A 25,874-nucleotide genomic window follows, 5' to 3' on the forward strand; every position below is an offset into this window, starting at 1 on the left:
GTGTGGAACGTAGTGGAGAAGCGATATGAACCGGCAATTCGCAAGGGCCTTTGCGGCGGCCTGTGCGGCGTCTGTCTGGCTGACGGGCTGCACCGCAGATATCGCGCAGACCCCGGCGGGCACCCCGCCCACCGCCGCCTATGTCTACCGGCTCGCGCCCGACGATCGGCTGCGGATCAACGTCTATAACGAGCCCGGCGTGACGGGCGAATATGCCGTCAACAGCGAAGGCGACATCTCGTTTCCGCTGGTCGGCATGATCAAGGCACAGGGGCAGACGCTCGGCGAGTTCTCGGCGACGCTGACGCAGACGCTCCAGGCGCGGTATTTCAAGAACGCGCATCTGGTGGTGGACCTTGTCGCCTCGCGGCCGATCTACGTGCTGGGCGAAGTGAACAAGGCGGGCCAGTTCCCCTATCAATCGGGGATGACGGTGCTGGGCGCAGTCGCGACGGCGGGTGGCTTCACCTATCGCGCCAACCAGAAGACCGTGATGATCCGCCATACCGGACAGGCCGCCGAACAACGCGAGCCGCTGACCGCGGACGTGATCGTACAGCCTGGTGATACCGTCCGAATCCGAGAGCGAAACTTCTAGCGCCCGTGCTGTTTCGCCCTCCGTATTGGCTTCGTCACGTCGCCCGCACCAGCGCGTTGGGCAGCGCGATGTTGTGCCCGCAATTGGTCCATGCCCAGGAGGCGCCGCTTTTGCCCGAGGAAAAGCCACAGATCGATACGCGGCATACCGCCGTGCTCGAGCGCGTGCAGCCGGGCTATGTCGCGCCTGGAATCCCGCTCGGCGGGTTCCAGCTTGCGCCGTCGGTCGAGGTCACCGGCATCTACGACGACAACATCTTCGGTACGCAGGACGACCGGGTCGCCGACGGCCTGTTGCGCATCCAGCCGCAGGCGAAACTGCAATCACAATGGGCGCGCAACAGCCTCAGCCTCGAAGCCAGGGGCAAGATCGACCGATACCTGAACCGCAGCACCGAGAACGTCGCGGATTATTCGGTCACCGGCCGCGGCGTCTATGAATTCAATCACGCGACCGCGCTCACCGCCGCGATCCGTGCCGAAGGCATCCACCAGTCGCGCCTGTCGCAGGACATCTTCTCGCAGACGATCAAGCCGATCTATTACACGCAGCAATCGGGCGCGATGCTGCTCGCGCATGATTTCGACAAGCTGCGGCTGTCGGCGACGGCGCGCGTGGCCCGGTTCGATTTCCGCGATGGCCAGCTGCCCGACGGTTCGATCGCGGATTACCAGCCGAGCGACAATATGAGCTACCGAGTCGGCCTGCGCGCCTCCTATGCGCAGACGCCGTCGATCGCGTGGTTCACCAGCGCGAGCTACAATATCCGCCGGTTCCGGGTCGGCACGATCGAGACGCCCAAGCGCAATTCGGAAGGATTCGAACTGCTCGCAGGCGTCAGCTTCGAACCGGCGGCGCTGATCCGCGGCAGTATCGGCATCGGCTACATCCAGCAACGGTTCCGCCTGCCCTTCTACAACGATCTGGGCGGTCTCGGCTTCAACGCCACGGTGCAGTTCTTCCCGACCCAGCTGACGACTGTTACCATCAGGGGCAACCGATCGGTGCTCGACTCCGGCATCCCCGGCTCGGGCGGCTATCTGTCGACGCAGGGCAGCATCCAGGTCGATCACGAATGGCTGCGTCAGCTGATCCTGTCCGCGTCGATCGGATACCAGGACAGCCGGTTCAACAATCTCGATCGCACCGATGGCCGCATCAGCGCCAAGGCGAGCGCGACCTACCGTATCAACCGCCATGCCGGGCTCAAGTTCGGCATCGAACGGCTCGACCAATCCTCCAACGGCACTGATCGTTACCGCGCGTTCAAGGACAACCGCGCGACGATCGGCCTGACGCTGACAAGGTGAACGCCATGGACGACTTCCGCTCCAGCCAGACTGCCGAACCCCGTGCGAAAGGGCGATTGGCCGCAACGATCGCCGATCCGATGGACAGCATCCGCCGCGCGTTCGCGGCTGCACGCCACCGGAAATGGCTCGCGATCGGGGTGTTCCTGAGCGCGTTGGCACTGGTGCTCGCCTACGGGTTCACGCGGACCAAGCTGTATACCGCCTCGGCGGGCATGGTCGTCAATTCGCGCGAGCTGAACGTGTCCGAGAAGGACAAGGAGGTCCTGCCCGGCCTGTCGACTGCCGACACCGCGGTTGCGACCGAGGTCGAGATCATGCGTTCGTCGGCGGTTGCGCTCGGCACGGTTCGCGCGCTGAACCTCGTCAACAATCCGGTGTTCGCCGCGAGCATCTCGAAGCTACCGGCCACCAACCAGGAAACCGCGGCCACCGGCATGGTGATCGGCGGGACCAAGATCGTCCGGCCGGGTGAATCAAGCGTCGTCTCGATCGCGTATACGGCGTCGGACCCGATGCTCGCCAAGGCGGTGGCGGATCAGATCGGCCACCAATATCTCGCGGTGAAGGAAAAATCCCGCCGTGCCGCCGTCGAGCAGGTCGGCCGCGGGCTCGGCAACGAACTCGACAATCTCCGCATCCAGCTCGAAGCGGCAGATACCGAAGTCGCCCGATACCGCGCGCAGCACGATCTGTTCGACAGCCAGGGCGCGACCTTCACGCAGCAGGAACTGTCGCTGTACAAGCAGCAGCAGGCTGCAGCGCAAGCCGCACTGGCCGACGCGCAGGCCAAGCTCAGCACTGCGCGTGGGCAGACGCGCAAGGGCGATACCGGCGGCGTCGGTGCGGTCCTGCAATCCCCGGTGATCCAGCAGTTGCGCAACCAACGTGCGTTGCTAGCGACCACCTATGCCGACATGCAGGGCCGGTACCAGCCCGACCACCCCGATCTGATCCGTACCAAGGACCAGGTCGAAGCGCTCGACCGCGCGATCGGCGCGGAAACGAGCCGGCAGCTCGCCAATCTGAACGCCAACGCGCAGATCGCCCGCGATCAGGTCGCCAACGCGGCCGGTATCGTCGCGCGGACGACGGGTACGCTCGCGAGCGACAACACCGCGTCGGTCCAGTTGTCGCAACTCCAGCGCAAGGCGGATGGCCTGCGTGCGACCTATCAGGCCCTGCTCGAACGCAAGAATTTGATCAGCAGCCAGGCGCTGATCGCAGATGAGGACGCGCGGATCTTCTCGCCGGCCGCGCTGCCGCAGCGTCCGACGTCGCCCAACAAGCCGCTGATCCTGATGATCGGGCTCGTGCTGGCAACGATCGCCGCAGGTGCGGCAGTGTGGATCGCGGAAGCGTTCGATCGCAAGCTGAACTCGTCGGCCGACATCGAGCGAAAGCTCGGGCTGCCGCATATCGCCAACGTGCCGGAGATCGCGTCGATCGCCCGGCCCGGCGAGGAAGGGATTTCACCGATCGATTTCCCGGTGGAGCGTCCCTTGTCGCTCTACGCCGAACAGTTGCGCGCCGTGCGGCTGGCGGTGGTGCGCAAGGGTCGAACCGGCATGACAAGCGTGGGCATAACCTCCGCACGCCCGAGCGAAGGCAAGACCACGCTCGCGATCTCGCTCGCACGGACATCGGCGATGGCGGGTAGCCGCACGTTGCTCGTCGATGCCGATCTCCGCCGGGCATCCGTGTCGCGGGCAATGGGCCTGCCGCCGCATGCCGGCATGGTGCAGGTCCTGCGCCGGACCGCAACGCTGGACGAGGCGCTGATCCACGATGCGGTCAGCGGGATGTACGTGCTGCCTGCAGGGGATACGACCGAGAACCGACAGGATCTTTTCGCCGCGGCGAATATCGGCGCGTTGCTGGCCGAGGCGGAAAAGCGCTTCGATCTGGTCATCTTCGATGCGGCGCCCGCACTTGCCGTCACCGACGCCCGGTTGCTGCTACGCCAGGTCGACGAGGTGCTGATGGCATTGCGCTGGAACGACACGCCGAGCCAGACTGCGGCGGTGACGCTGAAGCGGATGCGCGCGCTCGACATCGAGCCGCTCGGTGTGGTCGCGACCCGTGTCGACATGCGCGCATTGGCCGCCTTCGGCCACGGCGATGTCGACCGGGATCACGCCGACTACGGGGCCTATTATGCCTGAGTCAGTCGGCCGCTCACTTCGCGAACTCCTCCTTGTAGGCTGCAAGGGCCCGCGGGAATTTACCGGCCGACATCGTCGCATCGTAATCGGACGCGGTGAAATCCCAATAGCTCTCATAGGCGACCCGGTGCGCGCGCATCCAGGCGGCCATGTTGTGGATGAACGTCGGGTCGTCGCCGTATCCATGCCCGTCGGGCCGCGTGCCGGTGCCCCATTCGGGAACGACGATCGGCTTGCGGTGCGCGGCCGCGAACTTCGCCACCCAGTTCAGGCCGTAATTTGCCGTGAGGTAACCCTGCCAACGCGTGGCGGGGTCGGTATCCTGCGGGCGCCAGCTCTGGTTGTAGATATCGATACCGATCAGGTCGACGGCATCGTCGCCGGGCCACAGCGAATCGGGGGTGTTCACGCCAGTGGCGAGCGAAGGGTTCCACACGATCCGGAAATGCTGGCCGGGCACGGCGCGCAGAACCTGGACGACGTGACGGAACGCGCCGACGAACGATACCGGGTCCTTTTCAGCGGCCCATGCATACCAGTTGCCATTGAACTCCCAGCCGAGCCGGATCACCGTATCCGCGCGCCCCTTGGCGACGAGCAGTTCGCCGATCTTGCGGAACTCACCATCATATTCACCAGCAGCCGCCGAACTCAGCGTACCACCCTTGACGACAAGCGGAACGCCGAGGGCGAGGCGGACGGGCTGGTTCTGCCAGCAGGTCAGCGCCCATTGCGCGCCGCTCTGCAGCTGTGCCCAGCTTTCGGCCGACAGGAAGTCGGACACGCCGTCGAGCTTGCGGCCCATCACGCCCTGATAGCGTGGCAGCCGATCCTTGCCGTCGCAGCCGGCGCCCTTGTAGACGTACATCAGCGGGTTGGCTTGCGCGGGGGTTGCTGCCAACGCGGTGGCAGCAAGTGCGATCATAACGGCAGTCCGGACCATGAGGCGGCACTCCAGCCCGGCCGGAATGGGATAGCACCGCACCGGCCGGCCGGGCGACGGCGGTGGCGATCGATCCTCTACCGGTCTGCTCTATGGCAGCGCTCGCCAAGCGATACCCGCTCTGGAACCCGCGTAAAAGCACCGCGCCACGCGACGCCCCGCGCGCGAGACGAGGCGAGTTGGTTAACGCCATGAGTACCATGTCCGTCTCCCGAGATTATGCTCTCCGATACGACGCTTTGCGAGATGGCATTGCGGCGGACGAGCAGGACCAGTCGGAACGCAACAGCCGGATCTTCGTCCATGGCACGTTGATCGCCTGCCTGATCCTGCAACGCTTCGGCGCGATGCCGGGTGGGAGCGCGGTGTTCATCAGCCTGCCGGCGTTTGGACTGCTGCTCGGATGGGGGCTCTCCAGCGGCATCGCGACGCTGCGCCCGCGCGGTGTGGCGCTGTATCTCGCCTTTGCCGCGTGCACGCTGATCTCGACGCTGATCGCGCTGACCACGCCCGATGGCCGTTTCGGCACCAGCGTCAGTTCGGTGGTCGCGATCCTGGTGACGTACGGCTTCACCATGGTCGGCCCCAGCGCACGGTTCGACCGGACGACCGTGTTCCGCCTGTTCCTCACCTATACGCGCGTCATCGCGGCGGCGGGCATCGTCCAGTGGCTGGTGCAGTTCGCCGGCATCCGCATCTTCTCGTTCATGGTGACGGTGCCCGCGCTCAAACCGGTGCTGGTCGAGCAGCTGTATAACTTCAATCCGATCATGCATTACGGGTCGACCGTCATGCGCTCCAACGGCTTCTTCCTGCTCGAGCCGAGCATGTTGTCGCAGACGCTCGTGATCGCAGTCGTGATCGAATATTTCATTCTCGGCCGCATCAAGTATCTGCCGCTGTACCTGGTCTCCTACATCCTGTCCTTCTCGGGCACCGGCGCCTTGTCGCTCGCGCTCACGGTGCCGTTCTATGCGTGTCTGTCGGCAAAGAATTTCGGGCGTGTTGCCGGGTTCGTGATCGCCGGCGTGGTCGCGCTGACGCTCGGGTCTTTTATCTTTCCCGAACAGATCGGATCGATCCTCGGCCGCACCAACGAGCTCAGCTATTCGGGATCGAGCGGCTATGCGCGCTTCATCGGCCCGTTCCTGCCGATCGCGGAGCTCAGCCACGAAGCGCGTATCCTGGTCGGTTGGGGGCCGGGCGCGACCGAACGCTATCTCTATTACAAGGAGGGCACGGGCAATTCGATTGCCAAGCTGATCACCGATTACGGTGCGATCGGGATCACCGCGTTCATGGCGATGTTCGTCGGCACGCTGTGGCGGCGTGAGATCGCGATCCTGACGATACTGGCGCTGACCACCTTCCTGATCGGCGGCGGCTATCTGCTGTTCACGCCGATGCTGGTGCTGCTGTTCCTGCTCTGCATCTGGGGCGGCGTGCCATCGGATGCGGCGGATGCGGCGGATGCTCGTTATGCAACAGACCGCGACTTCAGATCAGCGTGATGATCACCATCCACAGCATGATCCCGATGACGGCCGCGACACCCCAGGCGGTAAGCGAGATTCGACGGCTCTCGGGCGCCTGCTGCCACGGCATGTCCGTCGGGCGATGGGCATCAGTATCGGAGAAGGATGCCGCACTTCGGTTCAGCGGTTCGGGCGCGATCGGCGCACGAGTCATCGACTCGCTCTCTTTTCCCGTAGGATCGTTGCCAATCATTCCTGCCTCTCCGGCCGCTAATGTTCTGCAGTGCCCAGCTGGCATATGACACAGCACACGCGAATGCTGCCCCGTTCCGACCGGACTTACTGCTCTTATCGCCCCGATATAGGACAATCTCTAAATATTAGCTTGCGGAATCCGCCGACATCATGTGTCGGCGGCGACGTCCTGATCACGAAAGCGCAGGCGGGATACGAAGGTGCGGTTGGTACGTCGCTGCACCTCGGCTGCGACGATCATCGCGACGCGCTTCGGCGAGGGTTCGAGACGCAGCGCGCCGAGCATCAGCCGCCGCGCATCGCGGAAGCGACGCATGGTGAAGTTCACCCGGCCGCATTCCCACATCTGGCTGGCGCGCATCGCCCGTTCCAGCTTGCGCCATGTCGCGGCGGAAAACCGCGCGCGGATCCCCGCGTTGCCGCCGATCGTGTCGAGACAGGGCTGATGATTGGTCCAGTCGACCGAAAGGCCACCCGACGAACTGCCCGGCCGGACCCGCAGCGAAAACACCTCGGGCTCGGTCCCGATAAACGCGAACTGGCCCTCGGCGGCGAGCCGGCACCAGAACTCCCAATCCTCGCTCAACCGCAGCCGCGTATCGAAGCCGCCGAGCTGGCGCGCCACGTCGGTCCGGATCAGGACATGGCCGCCATTGGCAAGGAAATTGCCGCGCAGCATCGTCTCCAGCACGTCGCCGTCGGGATAGCGGTGCAGCGCGAGCGGCTTCTGTCCCGGATAGGGCGCGCCGCTCGGCAGGATCTTGAGAAACGTGCCGAACGCCGCCACCGCTTGCTGCCGAGTATCGAGGGCAGCGGCGAGGCGCGCGAACGCGGTCGGGTTGAGAACGTCGTCGCCGTCGAGGAACATCACGAACTTACCGCGAGCGAGCGCAAGGCCGTGATTTCGCGCGGCGGAGACGCCGGCGTTTTTTTGCTGCACCAGCGAAATGCGAGGGTCGTCGAGCGTGCGTATCTCGTCCGCGGTGGCGTCCGTCGAGCCGTCGTCGACGACGATCGCCTGCCAGTCGTCGCGCGATTGGGCCATGATGGATGCCAGACAGGGCAGGATGAGTCCCGCCACGTTGTATGCTGGTACGATCACCGTAATCTGGGGGTCCGACATCATGCTCCTTTCGAGCAGCGATCCCGGAAACCCGCCTTGAGGGAACCCGTATGATCCAGGCCAGCGTCATTATTCCGGCCTATAATGCCGGGCAGTATATCCAGGCGACGATCGCTTCTGCAATGCAGCAAAAGGGGTGCGATCTGGAGATCATCGTGGTCGATGACCGGTCGACCGATAACACCGCTGCGATCGTCGCCGAGATCGCCCGCGGCGACGCCCGCGTGTCGCTGCTCGCGCTGCCGCACAACGGCGGGCCATCGGTCGCGCGCAATGCCGGGATCAGCGCGGCGCGCGGGACGTGGATCGCGCTGCTCGACGCGGACGACGCGTTCATGCCGGGCAGGCTCGCAGCGTTGATCGCGCTCGGCGAACAGAAGAACGCCGACATGGTCGCGGACAATCTGCTGCTCGTTGATCAGGCGGATGGGTCCGAACTGCCCATGCTTGCGCCCGGTGCGATGACCGCGCCCTGTCAGATCGATCTGCGCGAATTCATCGCACGCAACATCTCCGCGCCGGAAGCACCGCGCACCAATTACGGTTTTCTCAAACCGCTGATGCGGCGTGATTTCCTGACGCGACACGGCCTGCGCTATGACGAGAATGTCCGATTCGCGGAAGATTTCGCGCTGTATGTCGCGTGTCTGCGGGCCGGTGCCCGGTGGTGGCTGCATCCCGAACCCTTCTATCGGTATCTAGTCCGCCCGGATTCGCTGACGCAGATCCAGACGACCGGCGATCTCGACGCATTGCGGCGCCGCCAGCGCGCGCTGCTCGCCGAGGCGCAGGCGACGGGAGACGGTCCGTTGGCAGCTCTTGTCCGCCAGCATCTTCGTACCGTCGACCGCTGCTATTATTATCGCGGCTTCACCGACGAACTGAAGGCACGCAACCCGCGCGCCGCGCTCGGCTATCTGTTCGCCAGCACCGACAGCACGTTGCTCGTCGCGCAGGAGGGAGCGCGCCAACTGCCGCTGATCCTGCGCAAGGCGTTGCAGGGTGGCTACAAGAAGGCGGCTCGATGAGCGATATCGCAATGCCGCCGGAATTCTCTCCCGAAGGCGATTCCTCCGCGTTGAAGCGCCGGTCAGCGATGGGCGCGGTCATCACCATGGGGGGCCAGGGCAGCAAGTTCGTGCTGCAGTTCGGCAGCCAGGTCGCGCTCGCCCGCCTGCTGTTGCCGACCGACTTCGGATTGCTGGCGATGGTCGGCCCGCTAGTCACGGCGGCCTTGCTGATGACCGACCTCGGTCTCTCCGCCGCCACCATCCAGCGACCGACGATCAGCCAGACCGAATTGTCGAGCCTGTTCTGGCTCAACGTCCTGATCGGCGTTTGCCTCGCCGGCCTCGCAGTTGCGGCTGCGCCCCTTGCCGCGACATTCTATGCCACCCCCGCAGTGACGCCGGTGATGATGGCGATGTCGGCGGCGCTGCTGTTGTCCAGCCTCGCCGCGCAGCATCTCGCGCTGCTCAACCGGCGGATGCAGTTCGGCGCGATCGCCATGATCGAGGTCGGTGCGCTGGTTGCGGGCGTCATCGTCGGCGTCGGCGGCGCGCTTGCCGGCTTCGGCTATTGGTCGCTGGTCGCGATGCAGATCACCAACGGCCTCGCCACACTGATCCTCGCCTGCGTATTCTCGCGGTGGCGACCCTCGCGGCCGGGGATCTCGCGCGATGCGCTCCATTTGCTCCGCTTCGGCGGCACCGTGACCGGCTATAATCTGCTTGGCTATCTGATCACCAACCTCGGCAATATCCTGATCGGCGCGCGTTTCGGCGCGGGGCCGCTCGGGATCTACGATCGTGCGTACAAGCTGATGTTCCAGCCACTGTGGCAGATGACCGCGCCTGCCGCGCGCGTGGCTGTCCCCTTGCTGTCGCGGCTTGCGGGTGACGACGCCGGCTATCGTAGCGCGTACCTCGCGATGCTCGGCGGCGTATTGACGCTCACGACACCCGGGATCCTCTGCGCGATCGTCTTTGCGAAACCCGTCATCCTCGTCCTGCTCGGCGAGCGTTGGCTGGACGTCGTGCCGACGTTCGCGTGGCTCGGCGGCGCCGCGCTGACGCTCCAGTTGCGCCAAGCCGCATCCTGGCTGTTCGTCAGTCAGGGTCGCGCGAAGGAACAGCTCAAATGGGGCGGGCTGGGATCGGCGGCGATCATCGTCGGCTATCTGATCGGCATCTTCTGGGGACCGAAGGGCATTGCCATGTCCGCCGCGATCTCCAGCGCGCTGGTGCAGATCCCGATGATGTGGTGGGCGGTCACGCGTAGCGGTCCGGTGACGCGTGCCGATGCGATCCAGCTGGCGATCCCGATCGCGTTTGCGACGGCGATCAGCGGCGGGTTGCTTGCGCTGGCGGCACGCGAACCCATTTGGGGCAGCCTGCCGATGCTCGCGGTTGCCGGGATGCTTGCCTATGCGCTGTTCATCGGTTCGCTGGCGCTGTTCCCGAACGGTCGGGCCCAGTTATCGAAGGCCGGCGGGATCGTCCGGAGGTTGGCGAAGCGCTAGTCCGGCGCGACAAGCCTCCGTATCCGTCATGCCGGGCCCGTTCCGGCATCCACGGTTCCGCAAAATCGATAGGATTGATTTGCGGAACGGTGGACCCCGGAACCAGTCCGGGGTGACGGAGCGATTTGGGCTACGACGCCTGAATACAGAACGGCGACGCGCGCTAAGCTGCGCGGACCTCTGCGATCAGACCCTCAACGGCCTGTTCGAGCTGGCCGAGACGATCGGCGAAGATCGCGTCCTTGCTGAGATAGCTCTGCCCCGCCGCCGCCGCCTTCAGGGCACGGCTCGCGTTTGCCAGCCGACGACCGTCGAACCGCGTCGCTGCCGTCTTCAGCAAGGCCTTGATTGCTCCCGGTGCCGCAACGGCGCCGATCACTGCGGGCTCCTCGCGGAATCGGTCCTGGAAATCGGCGATCAGCACCGCGTCGTCCACGCTGGCTGAATCGGTATGCGCGACGCTGCGCCCACCCGCCTGCGTCAGGCGGCTGATGCGATCGTAGCGAAACGCCTCCAGTCGCGCGGTCGGCGGCAGCGCGACCGGCCGGTAGGCAAGATCGAGCGACCCTGCCCAATCGCGCCATTTGAAGATGCTGACCTCGGGCGAGATCATCACCGGGATCCACGGGATACGCAGCGTATCCGCGACGATCGCACCGTGCATCGCCTCGGTCACGACCAGCTTGGCGCGGCCATAGCAGGCAAGGATGCGATCGGGCGTCCATTGCGGGTCGACGAAGGTCATCCCCGCCTGCTCGGCCGCCGCCTGCCAGCGACTGTTCACCAGCGTCCGGTGATGCGGCATGAACAGGATCTCGTCGGGGTTTGCAGACCGCGGCACCAGATCGGGAAGCTTGGCGAGCAACGCGGCACTGTCCGTCACCGCGGCTTCGGGGCGGCCGATCACCGTGGCAGTCAACGGCCCGCGTACGGCGCAATAGGTCCAGCGCGCGTAATCGTCGGGCAAGCGGCCATACGCCGCCCCCGATCCGAGCACGAACACGCGCTTGTCGACCGTCACGACATCGCGAAACCGCGCCTCGTCGAGCAGGCTGCCAATGCCTACCAGCACGGTATCAGGCGCCGCCCGCACGTCGTCGGGCAAGACCCTGGGCCAGATCAGTTCGTTCAGGTCATCGCCGAAATTGCCGACGGCATCCTTGTAGTAGACGATCTGCATCTGTGTTCCTGTCTCAGTCGTTGGCCAGCGCGACCGCGATAGAGCGGAACGGGCGTTTGAACCCGATCTGCCGATCGTCGAACCGTGCGGAGCGGGAGATAGACGCTATGTGACAGTCCGCCGTCGCAACGCGCGCACGTGAGCGCTGCGTAGGCAGGCATGTCGCAGCAAGGGCGGTGGCATCGATCACGATTGTATTGCACCGCAACACGATCGTCCATGCAAGCGGGCAGACCCGTGGATCGGGACGCACCGTGCCGCTTTCGCGGTTATTCCAGGCTTGAATGCTTAATACACGCACCGGAGCAAGGCGAAGCGACGGACCTTTGACCCGAGGGCTGGCACGGCGCGCATGCTCACTTTGCTGCGACGCAACGGAGTGCTTGTTCGATGCCCAGTATTTGCAGACCCTCGCTACGTACAGCGCCGTGCCCGGCCGTGCGGCGCACGATCACCACATCGCGGCCGCCACGAAGCCCGGACCATCTTGACGCTTGTGCGAGGCCGGATCGTCGGTGCAGGACGTCGCCGGATCGGTCGACCACCGGCCGGTTCACCAGGTCCGCGTGGGAAACAGGATATCGGAATGAAGCTCAGTCGATCCGATCTGGCCGATTTCACCTATTTTCTCGCGATCGCCCGTCACCGCAGCTTTCGCCTTGCCGGCCTGGAACTGGGGGTGAGTGCCTCCGCCCTCAGCCATGCCCTGAAAGGACTGGAGGCGCGGATCGGCGTGCGGCTGCTCAACCGTACCAACCGCAGCGTGACGCTGACCGCCGCCGGCGAGGCCTTGCGCAACGTGATCGCCACCCCGTTCGACCAAATTGGCGAAGCGGTCGAGGTGCTGAACCGCTTTCGCGATGCCCCGGCCGGCCGGTTTCGACTCAGCGTTTCCGAAGACGCCGCGATCCACCTGCTCGCGCCGGTGCTACCCGCGTTCGTCGCCGCCTATCCGGATATCGAAGTCGACATTTCGGTGAACAACCGGTTGATCGACATGACCGACGGTGGCTTTGACGCCGGCATTCGCTTTGGCGGCACAGTCCCAGAGGACATGATCACGCAGCGCCTGTCCGCCGACATCCGATGGGTCATCGTCGGGTCACCGGGCTATTTTGAACGGCATAGTACGCCAATCCACCCGAACGACCTGTTGCAACATCGCTGCATCCGGTTCCGCCTGGGTAACGAGCGGATCTATCGGTGGGAGTTCGAACGCGGCGGAGAGGAGATCGCGATCACCGCACCGGGATCGATAATGATGGATGCGACCGGGTTTGCTCAGACGCTCGCCGAACGCGGTGCCGGGCTGATGTATGCGTCCGAACCGTCCGTAGCGGCATCAATCAAAGCCGGACTTTTGCGGATTGCGCTCGACGACTGGGCGCCGATGGGCCCGGCATATCATATCTATTACTCGAGCCGCCGGCAGGTGCCCGTAGGTCTGCGCCTGCTGGTGGACATGATCCGGAAGATTGCTCCACTGGGGCTTTGACAGCGTTCTGGAATATCTGCGAGAAGCGACGCAGGTTTCCAGTCGCTTGTACGGTCTGGCTCGACCGATGCTCGCATGGCGCAGTTCGGGTCTCTGACCGGCCACGTTCCATGAGCAAAACTCATCGGTGCATCAATCAACGCACATCACAAAATAAGCAAACTCTCAGGTTACAATGAGTTATAGCCGATTGGTTGCGGGGTTAGCGCGCGGGTAGCCGTTCATTTGCCATCCAATCCTTCCGGACGGACGCAACGGCATGCACAGAGGACGATGACGATGAACGGATCAGGGGAAATCGACGTGTCACGTCGTGGAATTCTTATTGGGGGTGCCGCGTCTGCGGCGATGGTTGCGGTTCCGACCAGCGGCGCGGAGGCGGCCGTCGCACAGCCGCAGCCACAACCGAGCATGATGCCGGTATCGTTCGAGGTGAACGGCAAGCGCCGGACGCTGCAGGTCGATACGCGCACCACGCTGCTCGATGCGCTGCGCGAGAACATGAAGCTGACCGGCACCAAGAAGGGCTGCGACCACGGCCAGTGCGGCGCGTGCACGGTCATCGTCGACGGCAAGCGGATCAACTCCTGCCTCAGCCTCGCGGTGATGCACGAGGGTGACAAGATCACGACTATCGAAGGCCTCGGCACCGTCAAGGATTTGCACCCGATGCAGGCCGCGTTCGTCAAGCATGACGGCTATCAGTGCGGCTATTGCACGCCCGGCCAGATCTGTTCGGCGATCGCCGTGCTCGGCGAGATCAAGGCAGGCATCCCCAGCCACGTCACCGGCGATCTCACCGCCAAGCCGACCGCGTCCAACGCCGAAATGCGCGAACGGATGAGCGGCAACATCTGTCGCTGCGGCGCCTATTCCAACATTCTCGAAGCGATGACCGAAGTCGCCGGAGTCGACGCATGAAGCCCTTTACGTATGAGCGCGCCAAGACCGCGGCCGACGCCGCCAATGCCGCGCTCCGTCCCGGCACCAAGTTCATCGCGGGCGGCACCAACCTGCTCGACCTGATGAAGCTGCAGATCGAGGCACCGCAGCATCTCGTCGACGTCAACGGCCTTGGTTTCGACAAGATCGAGCGCACGTCGCAGGGTGGCCTCCGGATCGGTGCGCTCGTGACCAACAGCGATCTCGCCGCCGACACGCGCGTACGCCGCGATTACGGGGTGCTAACGCGCGCGATCGTCGCAGGCGCGTCGGGCCAGTTGCGCAACAAGGCGACCACCGCGGGCAACCTGCTTCAGCGCACCCGTTGCCCGTATTTCTACGACACCAACCAGGCGTGCAACAAGCGCAAGCCGGGCTCGGGCTGCGCGGCGATCGGTGGCTTCAGCCGCCAGCTCGGCGTAATCGGGACCAGCGACGCGTGCATCGCGACCTATCCCGGCGACATGGCGGTGGCGATGCGTGTGCTCGACGCGACGGTGGAGACGGTCAACGCGCAAGGGACCGCACGCTCGATTCCGGTCGCGGACTTCCACCGCCTCCCCGGTGCGACGCCGCATATCGAGACCGCGCTGGCGCCAGGCGAACTCATCACCGCGGTGACATTGCCCAAGCCGATCGGTGGCACGCACATCTATCGCAAGGTACGTGACCGCGCGTCCTATGCGTTCGCGCTCGTCTCCGTCGCGGTCGTCGTCCAGAAGGACGGCACCGGTCGCGTCGCCGTCGGCGGCATCGCGCCGCGGCCGTGGCGGGTCGAGGCGGCGGAGGCTGCCATGCCGCAGGGCGCAAAGGCGGTCACCACGCGGCTTCTCGCTGGCGCGAAACCAACCTCGGAGAACGCGTTCAAGGTATCCTTGACCGAACGCGCACTGGCATCGGCGATCGCGGAGGCACGCGCATGAAGTTCACCACGCCTGCGGGCACTAATCCGATCGACCAGATGAAGGTCATCGGCAAGCCGCACGTCCGTATCGATGGTCCGCTGAAGACCACCGGCGGCGCGCCCTACGCCTATGAGCATCATGAAGTCGCGAACCCGGCCTATGGCTACATCGTCGGTGCGGGCATCGCCAAGGGGCGCATCGCCTCGATGGACCTAGCCGATGCCAAGGCCGCGCCGGGCGTCCTCGCCATCGTCACCGCTGCCGATGCGGGCAAGCTCGGCAAGGGCAAGATGAACACCGCCAAACTGCTCGGCGGCCCTGAGATCGATCATTATCATCAGGCGATCGCCGTCGTCGTCGCGGAAACCTTCGAGCAGGCGCGCGCTGCTGCCGCGCTGGTCCGCGTCGACTATGCACGTGCCAAAGGCCGCTTCGATCTCGAGGCCGCCAAGCTGGGTGCAGCCAAGCTGACGGGTGAAAATGCCGACAGCGCGGTCGGCGATTTCGCGGGTGCCTTCGCGAGTGCGCCGGTCAAGCTCGACCAGACCTACACCACGCCCGATCAGAGCCACGCGATGATGGAGCCGCACGCGTCGATCGCGTCGTGGGACGGCGACAAGGTTACGGTGTGGACCTCGAACCAGTGGATCACGCCCAGCAAGGCCGATCTCGCCACCACGCTCGGCCTGCCGCCTGAGAATGTCCGCCTGATCTCGCCCTATGTCGGCGGCGGCTTCGGCGGTAAGCTGTTCCTTCGCGCGGACGCCGTCATGGCTGCGCTCGGCGCGCGTGCCGCCAAGCGTCCGGTCAAGATCGCCCTCACCCGGCCGATGATGACCAACAACGCGACGCACCGCCCTGCAACGATCCAGCGCGTCCGGATCGGTACCGACAAGGCCGGCAAGATCCTCGCGATCGGGCACGAAAGCTGGTCGGGCGATCTTCCCGACGGTGGCCCCGAAGCCGCCGTGCTCCAGACGCGATTGCTGTATGCGGGGGCCAACCGCCTGACGGCAATGCGCCTCGCGGTGCTCGATCTTCCTGAGGGCAACGCGATGCGTGCGCCCGGCGAGGCCCCTGGCCTGATGGTGCTCGAAATCGCGATGGACGAGATGGCGGAAAAGCTTGGGATCGATCCGATCGACTTCCGCGCGATGAACGACACGCAGACCGATCCGGAAAAGCCCGGCCGTCGCTTTTCGCAACGCCAGTTGGTGAAGTGCTTGCGCACCGGTGCCGATCAGTTCGGCTGGTCGCGCCGCAATCCGAAGCCGGCACAGGTGCAGGACGGCCGCTGGCTGGTCGGCATGGGTGTCGCTTCCGCCTTCCGCAACAACATGAACATGAAGTCCGGCGCGCGCGTCCGCCTCGACGGCAAGGGTATCGTCACGGTCGAGACCGACATGACCGATATCGGCACCGGCAGCTACACGATCATCGCGCAGACGGCGGCGGAGATGATGGGCGTCGACATGGACAAGGTCGTCGTCAAGCTGGGCGATTCGGCGATGCCGAGTTCGTCCGGTTCGGGCGGCCAGTGGGGCGCAAACAGCTCGACCGCGGGTGTCTACGCCGCCTGCGTCAAGTTGCGCGAGGCCGTCGCGCAGAAGCTCGGCTTCAACACGACCGACATCGCGTTCTCGGATGGCGAGGTCCGCTCGGGCGGCAACAGCGTTCCCATCGCCAAGGCTGCTGCCGGTGGCGAGATCGTCGTCGAGGACACGATCGAGTTCGGCGATCTCGACAAACAGTATCAGCAATCGACTTTCGGCGCGCATTTCGTCGAGGCAGGCGTCGATCGCTACACCGGTGAAGTCCGCATCCGGCGGATGCTTGCGGTCTGCGCGGCCGGCCGCATCCTGAACCCCACCACCGCGCGCAGCCAGGTGATCGGCGCAATGACGATGGGCGTCGGCGGCGCGTTGATGGAGGAACTGGCTGTCGACAAGCGCTTCGGCTTCTTCGTCAACCACGATCTCGCCAGCTACGAAGTCGCGGTCCATGCCGACATCCCGCACCAGGACGTCATCTTCCTCGACGAAGCCGATGCTACCACCTCGCCGATGAAGGCGAAGGGTGTCGGCGAGCTGGGTCTGTGCGGTGTCGGCGCGGCGATCGCCAACGCGGTCTACAACGCCACCGGCGTGCGGGTGCGCGACTACCCGATCACGCTCGAAAAGCATCTCGCCAAGCTGCCGCAGGTGGCGTGATGCGGCGGTGTCGGCGGAAACAGGTTCTGTCGGCACCGCCTCGACGATCGGTGATCGGCAAGCCCAACTGTGCCTGCAACGAATATGATACTTGCGATTGCCGATGGCGGAGCGACGCTGGCGCCCCGAAGACCAAACGCAGCAGTTGCGGGAGACGCGTTCGTTCAGGAGGTCCCGTCCGCGCGATCGAGTAGCCGGCGGGCCTGTTTGAGGTGTGGCGCGTCCACCATTCGGCCATCGACCTGCAACGCGCCTGCGTCCGGCTGGGAAGCGAAGGCGGCGACGATCGCGCGTGCCTGCGCGATCTGCGCGGCGTCGGGCGTGAACGCGGCGTTGATCGTTGCCACCTGCGCCGGGTGAATCGCCATCATGCCGGTAAAGCCGTCGCGCGCCGCGCGCCTCGCATACGCCTTCAGCCCCTCCATATCGCGAAATGCGGGATAGACCGTCTCGATCGCCGGTACGCCCGCCGCATGCGCGCCGAACAGCGCAAGCGACCGCACCATTTCGTAGGGCGGCGTATAACGGCCATCGTCCTCGCGTGAGGTTGCCGCGCCGATCGCGGCGGGCAGGTCCTCAGCCCCCCAGGTCAGCCCGGCCAGCGCGACGCCGCACCCGGCATAGCTGCCGAGCTGGAAGATCGCCGCCGGAGTCTCTGTCGCGATCGGCAGGATCGGTGCGTCGATTCCTGCCTCCGCCAGCCGGTCGGCGAGCAGGCGAACACTGGCGGCCCCTTCCGCCTTGGGCAGCACGATCGCATCCGGCGTCAGGCCGCGCAGCGCCGCAACGTCGTCGCGGCTCAAATTGGTATCGAGCGGATTGATCCGCACGAACACCGCGACGTCGCCACGCTCCGCTCGCAACCGCGCTGCAACCGCAGCCCGCGCGGCGTCCTTGGCCGATGCCGCAACCGAATCCTCAAGGTCGAGGATCAATGCGTCCGCACCGCTGGCGATGGCCTTGTCGAACCGTTCGGGTCGATCGCCCGGCACGAACAGCAACGATCGCAGCCTCATGCCGTCAACCGCTTGATGAGCGCGCTGCGCAGGCACTGGCACACGATTTCGTCACGTTGGTTCAGCAGGCGGTGCGCGAAGGTGACGATCCCGGCATCGGATCGCGACCGGCTCTCCTTCAGCGCATGCACCTCGGTCTCGGCACGCAGCGTGTCGCCGATGAACACCGGCTTCGGCATCACCAGCTTATCGTAGCCGAGGTTCGCGACCAGCGTGCCTAGCGTGGTGTCGCCCACCGACAGTCCGACCATCAGCGCGAAGGTGAAGGTGCCGTTGACCAGGATCTGGCCGAACTCGCTGGCGCGCGCCGCCTCTGCATCGAGGTGCAAAGGCTGCGGATTGTGCGTCATCACCGTGAACAACAGATTGTCGGTCTCGGTCACGGTGCGGCGGATCTCGTGGACGATCGTGCCGCCGATCGTCCAGTTGTCGTAGAAACGCCCGGCCATCATTCACTCCCCTTATCGATCAGCGCGAGCATCGTTCCCTCGGACACCTGCGCGCCTTCGGTTACCTTCAGCTCCGCGACGACGCCATCGAACGGCGCCAGCAACGCCTGCTCCATCTTCATTGCCTCGAGCACCAGCATCCGCTGGCCCTTGGTCACCGCCTGCCCGGCCTCGACCAGCACCGCGATGACGCGGCCTGGCATGGGGGCCAGGATCGCGCCATCGCCCTCGCCCGCACCGGCGATGTGATCGGCACGGCGTGGACCAAACGGCCATGCCTCGCCATCCAGAAACAGCACGCCGTCGGCGACGACCGCTGCCGAAGATCGGCGGTCGGCGACGAGATACGGCCTGCCTGCGATCTCAACCTCGACCTGCGTCGATGCGGCGGCGTTGGTGCGGAAGCCGCGCAGGCTGCTCCACGGATCGCCAGTCGCAGCAGGCAGGATCGCCGCAGCCGCCGCAGCGAGCACCGCTGGCGAAGGCTCGGCCGGTGGGATCAAGGCATCCGCATGCCGCTCGATGAACCCGGTATCGACCCGCCCTGCGACAAAATCGGGATGCGCCGCGGCACGCGCGAGGAAGGCGGCGTTAGTCCTGACCGGCCAGACCTGAGTGCCGCGCGCTGCCGCTGCCAGCTTGCCCGCCGCCTCGCCCCGCGTCGCGCCGTGGACGATCAGCTTGGCGATCATCGGGTCGTAATAGGGCGTGACCTGGTCGCCTTCCTCGACGCCGCTGTCGATGCGTACGCCATCCGGAAAGCGCAGCCGGTCGAGCGGGCCGGTCGACGGCAGGAACCCCGTGCTCGGGTTCTCGGCATAAAGCCGCGCTTCCATCGCCCAGCCGGTGATCGACAGCTCGTCCTGACGCTTCGGCAAAGGCTCTCCGCTCGCGACGCGCAACTGCCACTCGACGAGATCCTGTCCGGTGATCGCCTCGGTCACCGGATGCTCGACCTGAAGCCGGGTGTTCATCTCCATGAACCAGATCCGGTCGGCGCGCAGGCCTTCCGATCCATCGGCGATGAACTCGATCGTCCCCGCCCCGACATAGTCGACCGCGCGCGCCGCCTTCACTGCCGCCTCGCAGACCGCTGCCCGCGTCGCCGCGTCCATACCGGGTGCAGGCGCTTCCTCGATCACCTTCTGGTGGCGGCGTTGCAGCGAACAATCGCGCTCGAACAGATGGACCGCGCCGCCGTGCGTGTCGCCGAACACCTGCACCTCGATATGGCGCGGTGAGAGGATGTACTTCTCGATCAGCACCTGCGTGTTGCCGAACGACGCCGCGGCCTCGCGCCTGCAACTCTCCAACATCTCGGTGAAGTCGGTCGCGGCATCGACCTTGCGCATGCCCTTGCCACCACCGCCCGCCACCGCCTTGATGAGCACCGGATAGCCGATCGCGTCGGCCTCCGCCTGCAATCTTTCGGGCGACTGGTCCGCGCCCAGATACCCCGGCGTGACGGGGACGCCCGCGGCGATCATCCGTTCCTTGGCGGCGTCCTTCAGTCCCATCGCACGGATCGCGGCGGGCGGCGCACCGACCCAGACGAGGCCCGCGGCGATCACGCTCTCGGCGAACTCGGCATTCTCCGACAGAAAGCCGTAACCGGGATGGATCGCCTCCGCATTCGTGGTGCGCGCGGCCTCCAGCAGGCGGTCCTGCCGCAGATAGCTGTCGGCGGCGGGCGCAGTGCCGATGCACACCGCCTCGTCGGCCTCGCGGACGAACGGCATGCCGGCATCGACGTCGGAATGGACCGCGATCGTGCGGATGCCGAGCCGCCGCGCCGTGCGAATGATGCGGCGGGCAATCTCGCCGCGATTGGCGATGAGAAGACTCTGGATCATGCTTAGCTCTCCAGTCGCAGGGCGATAGCGTCGGTACCGCGTTCGGCGACCGCATCCAGGATAACGGTGACGATACGATCAAACCGCGCGCCGATGGTCGCGCGCGCGGCCGCGGCATTGACGATGTGCAGGCGGACCGGCGGCGCAACGACCGCGACGAGCAGATCGAACAACGCGTCGAGGCTACCGCCATACCACGCGACCCCCGATGCCTCGCGGATCAACGTATGGAAGGCGGCTTCGTCGGGAACCGTCGCGCCGTCGATGGTCAGGTCCATGCCCATCACATCCGGAACAGGCCGAACTGCGCGCGCTCGGGGATCGGCGCGTTCAGCGTGGCGGAAAAGGCGAGGCCGAGAACGTCGCGGGTCTGCGCGGGATCGATGATCCCGTCGTCCCACAGCCGCGCAGTGGCATAATAGGGATTGCCCTCGTCCTCGTATTTCTGGCGGACCGGCGCCTTGAAGGCTTCGGTCTCTTCCGGCGTCCAGGTTTCGGCGTCGCGGTGGACGGTCGCCAGCACGCTCGCCGCCTGCTCGCCGCCCATCACCGAAATCCGTGCATTGGGCCAGGTGAACAGAAAGCGCGGGGCAAAAGCACGGCCGCACATCCCGTAATTGCCCGCACCGAAGCTGCCGCCGATCAGCACGGTGATCTTCGGCACCGACGCGGTCGCCACCGCGGTCACCAGCTTGGCGCCGTTCTTGGCGATCCCTTCGGCCTCGTATTTGCCGCCGACCATGAAGCCCGAGATGTTCTGCAGGAACAGTAGAGGCACGCGGCGCTGGCATGCGAGTTCGATGAAATGCGCGCCCTTCAGCGCGGATTCTGAAAACAGCACGCCGTTATTGGCGAGGATCGCGACCGGCATGCCCCAGATCTTGGCGAAACCGCACACCAATGTCGTGCCGTACAACGCCTTGAATTCGTGGAACTCGGAGCCGTCGACGATCCGCGCGATCACCTCGCGCACGTCATACGGCGCGCGGACGTCCTGCGGAACGATGCCGTAGAGTTCCACCGGATCGAGTTTTGGCGGGCGTGGCGCGACGATCTCGATATCGACCGCCTTGGGCCGGTTCAGGGTCGCGACGATATCGCGGACGATCAGCAGCGCGTGCTCGTCATTCTCCGCGACGTGATCGACCACGCCCGACTTGCGGCCATGCGTTTCCGCCCCGCCCAGTTCCTCGGCAGAGATCACCTCGCCCGTCGCCGCCTTCACCAGCGGTGGCCCGGCGAGGAAGATCGTGCCCTGGTTTCGGACGATCACGCTCTCGTCCGACATCGCCGGTACATAGGCGCCGCCCGCGGTGCAGCTTCCCATCACGCAGGCAATCTGCGCGATGCCCTCCGCCGACATCTGCGCCTGGTTGAAGAAGATGCGGCCGAAATGATCGCGATCGGGAAACACCTCCGCCTGATGCGGCAGGTTGGCGCCGCCGCTGTCGACCAGATAGATGCACGGCAGTCGGTTTTCGCGCGCGATCTCCTGCGCGCGCAGATGCTTCTTCACGGTCATCGGGAAATAGGCGCCCCCCTTCACGGTGGCGTCGTTTGCGACGATCATGCACTCGCGCCCCGACACGCGGCCGATCCCGGCGATCATCCCCGCACCGGGCGCGCCGTCTTCGTACATGCCGTTCGAGGCCAGCGCACCGACCTCCAGGAACGGCGACCCCGGATCGAGCAGTCGCTCGACACGGTCGCGCGGCAACAATTTCCCCCGCGACACATGCCGCGCACGGTGCTGTTCCGATCCACCGAGCGCGGTCTTCGCGACGGTTGCGCGCAGCGTCTCGGCGAGCGCGCGGTTATGCGCCGCGTTCGCCTGGAACGCCTCGGACGTCGCATCGACCTGTGTCTTGAGCGTCGGCATTACTGCGCTTTCGGCGCGTCGTGGCCGATCAGCTCGCGCCCGACCAGCATCCGCCGAACCTCGTTCGTCCCCGCGCCGATATCGAGCAGCTTGGCATCGCGCCAGTAGCGCTCGACCGGCCAGTCCTTGGTATAGCCCGCCCCGCCCAGCGCCTGGATGGCCTCGTTCGCAACCTTCACCGCGTTCTCGGACGCCAGCAGGATGCACCCCGCCGCATCGAACCGCGTGGTCTGACCCGCGTCGCATGCCTTGGCGACCGCATAGACGTACGCGCGCGACGAATTGAGCGCGACGTACATGTCCGCGATTTTCGCCTGCATCAGCTGGAACTCGCCGATTGGCCGCCCGAATTGCTTCCGCTCGCGAACATAGGGCAGCACGACGTCGAGGCAGGCCTGCATGATCCCGAGCTGGATGCCCGACAGCACGACGCGCTCATAGTCCAGCCCCGACATCAGCACGCCGACGCCACCGTTCAGAGGCCCCATCACCTGGTCGTCCGCCACAAAGCAATCGTCGAACACGAGTTCCGCGGTCGGCGACCCGCGCATTCCGACCTTGTCAATCTTCTGCCCGATCGAGAAACCCGCAAAATCCTTCTCGATGAGGAACGCGGTGATACCCTTCGATCCGGCATCCGGGATCGTCTTGGCGTATACGACCAGCGTATCGGCATGGGTCGCGTTGGTGATCCAAAACTTGGTGCCGTTCAGCCGCCAGCCGCCGTCGACCTTGTCCGCACGCAGCTTCATCGACACGACGTCCGATCCCGCGCCCGCCTCCGACATGGCGAGACTGCCGACGTGCTCGCCCGAGATCAGCTTGGGCAGATACTTCGCCTTCTGCTCGGCATTCCCCCAGCGGCGAATCTGATTGACGCACAGATTCGAATGCGCACCGTAGCTGAGCCCGATCGACGCGGACGAGCGGCTGATCTCCTCGCACGCGATCAGATGCTCGAGATAGCCGAGACCAAGGCCGCCATCCGCCTCCTCGACAGTGATGCCGTGCAGCCCGAGCGCGCCCATCTCCGGCCACAACTCGCGCGGGAAACTGTCCTCCGCATCGATGCGGGCGGCGATCGGCTCGATCCGGTCGAGCGCGAACCGTCGCGTGGTATCGCGGATCGTGTCGGCCATTTCACCGAGCGCGAAATTCAGGTCTGCCATCATCATCTCCTGTCGGTCTTTTGCCGATATTGTACGAGGTCGCGCGATCGCTGGAAAATTGAAAGATCGCGATCAACGCTATAGATAACGTCTATGATCGATCGCTATCATTTGCGATATTTCCTGTCCGTCATCGACACCGGCAATTTCTCCCGGGCGGCCGCCGCCTGCAACGTGTCGCAGCCTACCTTGTCGGTCGGGATCGCCAAGCTAGAAACCGCGCTGGGCCACCCGCTGTTCAATCGCAGCAACCGGCGCGTCGCGCTGACCGATGCCGGTGCGCGGCTCGTGTCCCATGCCCGCACGATCGAGGCGACCTTCGCCGCTGCCGAGCGCGAGGTGATAGGCACGCCGACCCAGCAGACGCTGCGGCTCGGCGTGCTGGCGACGACGCCGCGTCGCTGGATCGAGGATTTCCTGCGCGAGCACCGATCGCGCGGCGCGGGCAGCCAGATCGAGATCGTCGAGGGCAAGGAGCGCGACCTGCGCGAGCGGCTCGCGCGCGGCCGGATCGACGTCGCGCTGATGCTGCTGCGCGATGGTGACGACTATGCCAGCCAACGCCTCTTCACCGAAGGCTACAGCCTTGCGCTAGGCGTGTCGCACCCGCTTGCCGGTCGCGACGTGATACGCGCGGAGGAGCTCGGCAACGATCCGATGATCGTCCGCCGCCACTGCGAACTCCTGCCCGAGACCAGCCGCTTTTTCACCACGCGCGGCGTCCGCCCTGTCTTCGCCTCGCGCACCACCAGCGACGACAAGGCGCTCAGCTATGTCCGCGCCGGCCTGGGCGTTACCGTGATGCCCGACTGCTTCGGCGAGCCGGGCGTCGTCCACGCGCACCTCGACGGCTTCGACTTCACGCGCGACATAGGCCTCGTCTTCGCACCCCACGCCGACCCGCAGGACCTCCTGAAATCGCCGACGATTGCCGCGCTGATCGCGGCCGTTCATCCCGACGAGTCACCCTGACGCCACCACCTGATGTCGCACGGCCATCGCCTGCGCCACGCATGTCCAACGTGGCGCCTGGGAACTGTTCGGCGGAACTGAAACGTCGCGATCAGTGAAGCTTGAGGCTGGGCCTGACGATCTTGTTGACGTGACCGACCATGATCAGCGCGGTGCCCTTGAGCCATCCGTGGATCGCGATCAGGTGCATCCGGTACAGCGACAGATACACGAACCGCGCAACCCGACCCTCGACCGCAAGCTTGCCGCCGACGAGATTGCCCATCAGCGTGCCGACGGTCGAGAAACGGCTGAGCGATACCAGCGACCCGTGATCCTTGTAGACGAACGGACGCGGCGGCTTTCCGCTCATCAGCCGATTGAGATTGTCGTACACCGCCGCAGCCATCTGGTGCGCGGCCTGCGCGCGGGGCGGTACCGGTCGATCGCGTCCCGGCAACAGGCATGACGCGCAGTCCCCCATCGCAAAGACGCGGTCGTCGACGACGGTCTGCAGCGTCGACGTCACGACGATCTGGCCACTGCGCGACAGTTCGAGACCGTCGAGACCGCCGCGGACAGCTGCCGCCTTCACGCCCGCCGCCCAGACTTGAAGATCGGCGTCGATACGGTCACCCGAGCCGGTAGTCATGCCGTTGCGGTCGGATGCGGTGACAGGCGTGTTGGTGAGGACGCGCACGCCCAGGGCTTCGAGTTCGCGTTGCGCGGCCTCCGCCAGCCGTTCGGGCAAGGCGGGAAGGATGCGCGGGCCGGCCTCGATCAGCGTCACGTCGAGACGGCTGCCGTCGAAAACCTCGAGCCCGTAATAGCCGAGGGCGGCGGCGGCGTTGAAGAGTTCAGCGGAGAGTTCGACGCCGGTGGCGCCGCCGCCGACGATCGCCACGCGGACGCGGGCGTCGCTTGCAGGGTTCGTGGTCATGGTGCGCGATACGCGGAGGCACTGGTCGAGCAGGCGATCGCGGAACCGGTCGGCCTGCGCGCGGCTGTCGAGGAAGGTGCAGTTCTCGGCGACGCCGGGCGTGCCGAAATCGTTGGTCACCGAACCATAGGCGAGCACCAGATAATCGTAGCGGATGCTGTGCGCGGCGATCACCTCGCGTCCGTCATCGCCGACCACCGGCGCGAGGTGGACCTGGCGCGCGGTACGGTCGATCGAGTCGAGCACGCCGTAGAAGAAGCGATAGCCCCAACGGTGGCAGTGGCTGCGATAGCCCACCTCGTCCATGTTGGCGTCGAGCGACCCGGTCGCGACCTCATGCAGCAGCGGCTTCCAGATGTGCGTGCGGTTGCGGTCGACGACGATGATGTCGTGCCGCTTGCGCCCGTAGCGCGCACCCAGCCGGGTCGCGAGTTCGAGACCCGCCGCACCGCCACCGACGATGACGATCTGGATCTTGCTGCCAGTCATGATGCG

Annotated in this window: 22 protein-coding genes; 11 read left to right on the top strand and 11 right to left on the bottom strand. The window is 65.5% G+C overall.

What is annotated here, in order from left to right; all coding sequences use genetic code 11:
• Nucleotides 1-25: 25 nt before the first annotated feature.
• Genes AC1MLZ_RS07300 through AC1MLZ_RS07310 form a run of 3 tightly spaced genes read left to right on the top strand, consistent with a single transcriptional unit; the run spans nt 26 to nt 4,073 of the window.
• Complete coding sequence (locus tag AC1MLZ_RS07300; protein ID WP_480961044.1) at nt 26-598, top strand: polysaccharide biosynthesis/export family protein; 573 nt, start codon at nt 26-28, stop codon at nt 596-598.
• Between the two features lie 5 nt (nt 599-603).
• Nucleotides 604-1,908, top strand: coding sequence for an outer membrane beta-barrel protein (locus AC1MLZ_RS07305; RefSeq protein WP_480961045.1), 1,305 nt, complete (start codon nt 604-606; stop codon nt 1,906-1,908).
• A 5-nt stretch (nt 1,909-1,913) separates the two neighbouring features.
• Nucleotides 1,914-4,073, top strand: a complete 2,160-nt coding sequence (locus AC1MLZ_RS07310) for a GumC family protein (protein WP_480961046.1) — start codon at nt 1,914-1,916, stop codon at nt 4,071-4,073.
• Between the two features lie 13 nt (nt 4,074-4,086).
• On the opposite strand, the gene AC1MLZ_RS07315 is transcribed toward AC1MLZ_RS07310, so the two are convergent.
• Nucleotides 4,087-4,998, bottom strand: a complete 912-nt coding sequence (locus AC1MLZ_RS07315; protein WP_480961047.1) for a glycoside hydrolase family 26 protein — start codon at nt 4,996-4,998, stop codon at nt 4,087-4,089.
• Between the two features lie 218 nt (nt 4,999-5,216).
• Here AC1MLZ_RS07315 and AC1MLZ_RS07320 point away from each other — a divergent pair, with 218 nt between their 5' ends.
• Entirely contained in the window at nt 5,217-6,527 is a 1,311-nt protein-coding gene (locus tag AC1MLZ_RS07320) for a hypothetical protein (protein ID WP_480961048.1), read from the top strand.
• Here the strand turns inward: AC1MLZ_RS07320 and AC1MLZ_RS07325 are convergent.
• Both AC1MLZ_RS07325 and AC1MLZ_RS07330 read right to left on the bottom strand, forming a co-directional pair.
• Nucleotides 6,514-6,705, bottom strand: coding sequence for a hypothetical protein (locus AC1MLZ_RS07325; RefSeq protein WP_480961049.1), 192 nt, complete (start codon nt 6,703-6,705; stop codon nt 6,514-6,516). The genes AC1MLZ_RS07320 and AC1MLZ_RS07325 overlap by 14 nt on opposite strands.
• A gap of 189 nt (nt 6,706-6,894) precedes the next feature.
• A complete protein-coding gene (locus AC1MLZ_RS07330; protein ID WP_480961050.1) occupies nt 6,895-7,848 on the bottom strand; it encodes a glycosyltransferase family 2 protein in 954 nt (317 codons plus the stop codon).
• 71 nt (nt 7,849-7,919) lie between these two features.
• On the opposite strand from AC1MLZ_RS07330, the gene AC1MLZ_RS07335 reads away from it, so the two are divergent.
• Together AC1MLZ_RS07335 and AC1MLZ_RS07340 are read left to right on the top strand one after the other, a co-directional pair.
• Nucleotides 7,920-8,897, top strand: a complete 978-nt coding sequence (locus AC1MLZ_RS07335; protein ID WP_480961051.1) for a glycosyltransferase family 2 protein — start codon at nt 7,920-7,922, stop codon at nt 8,895-8,897.
• The gene (locus tag AC1MLZ_RS07340) at nt 8,894-10,390 is read left to right on the top strand and encodes a lipopolysaccharide biosynthesis protein (protein ID WP_480961052.1); all 1,497 of its coding nucleotides are present in this window, start codon (nt 8,894-8,896) and stop codon (nt 10,388-10,390) included. The genes AC1MLZ_RS07335 and AC1MLZ_RS07340 overlap by 4 nt, the downstream gene beginning before the upstream one ends.
• A 163-nt stretch (nt 10,391-10,553) precedes the next feature.
• Here AC1MLZ_RS07340 and AC1MLZ_RS07345 read toward each other — a convergent pair whose 3' ends face one another.
• Nucleotides 10,554-11,570, bottom strand: a complete 1,017-nt coding sequence (locus AC1MLZ_RS07345) for a polysaccharide pyruvyl transferase family protein (protein WP_480961053.1) — start codon at nt 11,568-11,570, stop codon at nt 10,554-10,556.
• Between the two features lie 586 nt (nt 11,571-12,156).
• Between AC1MLZ_RS07345 and AC1MLZ_RS07350 the strand changes: the two genes are divergently transcribed.
• The 4 genes from AC1MLZ_RS07350 to paoC all read left to right on the top strand — a co-directional run bounded on the left by AC1MLZ_RS07350 (nt 12,157) and on the right by paoC (nt 17,122).
• A complete protein-coding gene (locus AC1MLZ_RS07350) occupies nt 12,157-13,065 on the top strand; it encodes a LysR substrate-binding domain-containing protein (protein ID WP_480961054.1) in 909 nt (302 codons plus the stop codon).
• Between the two features lie 279 nt (nt 13,066-13,344).
• Nucleotides 13,345-13,986, top strand: a complete 642-nt coding sequence (gene paoA / locus AC1MLZ_RS07355) for an aldehyde dehydrogenase iron-sulfur subunit PaoA (RefSeq protein ID WP_480961055.1) — start codon at nt 13,345-13,347, stop codon at nt 13,984-13,986.
• Nucleotides 13,983-14,930 (top strand): FAD binding domain-containing protein, encoded by a 948-nt coding sequence (locus AC1MLZ_RS07360; protein ID WP_480961056.1) that lies wholly within the window; start codon nt 13,983-13,985, stop codon nt 14,928-14,930. The genes paoA and AC1MLZ_RS07360 overlap by 4 nt, the downstream gene beginning before the upstream one ends.
• Entirely contained in the window at nt 14,927-17,122 is a 2,196-nt protein-coding gene (paoC, locus tag AC1MLZ_RS07365; protein WP_480961057.1) for an aldehyde oxidoreductase molybdenum-binding subunit PaoC, read from the top strand. Before AC1MLZ_RS07360 ends, paoC begins: the two co-directional genes overlap by 4 nt.
• A gap of 164 nt (nt 17,123-17,286) precedes the next feature.
• On the opposite strand, the gene AC1MLZ_RS07370 is transcribed toward paoC, so the two are convergent.
• Genes AC1MLZ_RS07370 through AC1MLZ_RS07395 form a run of 6 tightly spaced genes read right to left on the bottom strand, consistent with a single transcriptional unit; the run spans nt 17,287 to nt 23,488 of the window.
• The gene (locus AC1MLZ_RS07370; RefSeq protein ID WP_480961058.1) at nt 17,287-18,138 is read right to left on the bottom strand and encodes an HpcH/HpaI aldolase/citrate lyase family protein; all 852 of its coding nucleotides are present in this window, start codon (nt 18,136-18,138) and stop codon (nt 17,287-17,289) included.
• Nucleotides 18,135-18,587: a MaoC family dehydratase gene (locus AC1MLZ_RS07375; RefSeq protein ID WP_480961490.1), complete on the bottom strand. Its 453-nt coding sequence runs from the start codon at nt 18,585-18,587 to the stop codon at nt 18,135-18,137. The genes AC1MLZ_RS07370 and AC1MLZ_RS07375 overlap by 4 nt, the downstream gene beginning before the upstream one ends.
• Nucleotides 18,587-20,440 carry an acetyl/propionyl/methylcrotonyl-CoA carboxylase subunit alpha gene (locus AC1MLZ_RS07380; protein WP_480961059.1) on the bottom strand — a complete coding sequence of 618 codons (1,854 nt, stop codon included), beginning with the start codon at nt 20,438-20,440 and terminating at the stop codon, nt 18,587-18,589. Before AC1MLZ_RS07380 ends, AC1MLZ_RS07375 begins: the two co-directional genes overlap by 1 nt.
• A 2-nt stretch (nt 20,441-20,442) precedes the next feature.
• A complete protein-coding gene (locus AC1MLZ_RS07385; RefSeq protein WP_480961060.1) occupies nt 20,443-20,718 on the bottom strand; it encodes a barstar family protein in 276 nt (91 codons plus the stop codon).
• Between the two features lie 5 nt (nt 20,719-20,723).
• The gene (locus AC1MLZ_RS07390; RefSeq protein ID WP_480961061.1) at nt 20,724-22,319 is read right to left on the bottom strand and encodes a carboxyl transferase domain-containing protein; all 1,596 of its coding nucleotides are present in this window, start codon (nt 22,317-22,319) and stop codon (nt 20,724-20,726) included.
• A complete protein-coding gene (locus AC1MLZ_RS07395) occupies nt 22,319-23,488 on the bottom strand; it encodes an isovaleryl-CoA dehydrogenase (protein ID WP_480961062.1) in 1,170 nt (389 codons plus the stop codon). Before AC1MLZ_RS07395 ends, AC1MLZ_RS07390 begins: the two co-directional genes overlap by 1 nt.
• Nucleotides 23,489-23,581: 93 nt before the next feature.
• Between AC1MLZ_RS07395 and AC1MLZ_RS07400 the strand changes: the two genes are divergently transcribed.
• Complete coding sequence (locus tag AC1MLZ_RS07400; protein WP_480961063.1) at nt 23,582-24,460, top strand: LysR family transcriptional regulator; 879 nt, start codon at nt 23,582-23,584, stop codon at nt 24,458-24,460.
• A 91-nt stretch (nt 24,461-24,551) separates the two neighbouring features.
• On the opposite strand, the gene AC1MLZ_RS07405 is transcribed toward AC1MLZ_RS07400, so the two are convergent.
• Nucleotides 24,552-25,868: an NAD(P)/FAD-dependent oxidoreductase gene (locus AC1MLZ_RS07405; RefSeq protein ID WP_480961064.1), complete on the bottom strand. Its 1,317-nt coding sequence runs from the start codon at nt 25,866-25,868 to the stop codon at nt 24,552-24,554.
• Nucleotides 25,869-25,874 lie beyond the last annotated feature (6 nt).

Source organism: Sphingomonas sp. PEI4 (assembly GCF_056679955.1).

Coding starts and splice junctions, on each gene's coding strand:
- AC1MLZ_RS07390 (WP_480961061.1), bottom strand. CDS start 22,319: ATGCCGACGCTCAAGACACAGGTCGATGCGACGTCCGAGGCGTTCCAG.
- AC1MLZ_RS07310 (WP_480961046.1), top strand. CDS start 1,914: ATGGACGACTTCCGCTCCAGCCAGACTGCCGAACCCCGTGCGAAAGGG.
- AC1MLZ_RS07395 (WP_480961062.1), bottom strand. CDS start 23,488: ATGGCAGACCTGAATTTCGCGCTCGGTGAAATGGCCGACACGATCCGC.
- AC1MLZ_RS07335 (WP_480961051.1), top strand. CDS start 7,920: ATGATCCAGGCCAGCGTCATTATTCCGGCCTATAATGCCGGGCAGTAT.
- paoA (WP_480961055.1), top strand. CDS start 13,345: ATGAACGGATCAGGGGAAATCGACGTGTCACGTCGTGGAATTCTTATT.
- AC1MLZ_RS07400 (WP_480961063.1), top strand. CDS start 23,582: ATGATCGATCGCTATCATTTGCGATATTTCCTGTCCGTCATCGACACC.
- AC1MLZ_RS07340 (WP_480961052.1), top strand. CDS start 8,894: ATGAGCGATATCGCAATGCCGCCGGAATTCTCTCCCGAAGGCGATTCC.
- AC1MLZ_RS07325 (WP_480961049.1), bottom strand. CDS start 6,705: ATGACTCGTGCGCCGATCGCGCCCGAACCGCTGAACCGAAGTGCGGCA.
- AC1MLZ_RS07345 (WP_480961053.1), bottom strand. CDS start 11,570: ATGCAGATCGTCTACTACAAGGATGCCGTCGGCAATTTCGGCGATGAC.
- AC1MLZ_RS07350 (WP_480961054.1), top strand. CDS start 12,157: ATGAAGCTCAGTCGATCCGATCTGGCCGATTTCACCTATTTTCTCGCG.
- AC1MLZ_RS07315 (WP_480961047.1), bottom strand. CDS start 4,998: ATGATCGCACTTGCTGCCACCGCGTTGGCAGCAACCCCCGCGCAAGCC.
- AC1MLZ_RS07360 (WP_480961056.1), top strand. CDS start 13,983: ATGAAGCCCTTTACGTATGAGCGCGCCAAGACCGCGGCCGACGCCGCC.
- AC1MLZ_RS07375 (WP_480961490.1), bottom strand. CDS start 18,587: ATGGCCGGGCGTTTCTACGACAACTGGACGATCGGCGGCACGATCGTC.
- paoC (WP_480961057.1), top strand. CDS start 14,927: ATGAAGTTCACCACGCCTGCGGGCACTAATCCGATCGACCAGATGAAG.
- AC1MLZ_RS07405 (WP_480961064.1), bottom strand. CDS start 25,868: ATGACTGGCAGCAAGATCCAGATCGTCATCGTCGGTGGCGGTGCGGCG.
- AC1MLZ_RS07320 (WP_480961048.1), top strand. CDS start 5,217: ATGTCCGTCTCCCGAGATTATGCTCTCCGATACGACGCTTTGCGAGAT.
- AC1MLZ_RS07300 (WP_480961044.1), top strand. CDS start 26: ATGAACCGGCAATTCGCAAGGGCCTTTGCGGCGGCCTGTGCGGCGTCT.
- AC1MLZ_RS07370 (WP_480961058.1), bottom strand. CDS start 18,138: ATGAGGCTGCGATCGTTGCTGTTCGTGCCGGGCGATCGACCCGAACGG.
- AC1MLZ_RS07385 (WP_480961060.1), bottom strand. CDS start 20,718: ATGGACCTGACCATCGACGGCGCGACGGTTCCCGACGAAGCCGCCTTC.
- AC1MLZ_RS07380 (WP_480961059.1), bottom strand. CDS start 20,440: ATGATCCAGAGTCTTCTCATCGCCAATCGCGGCGAGATTGCCCGCCGC.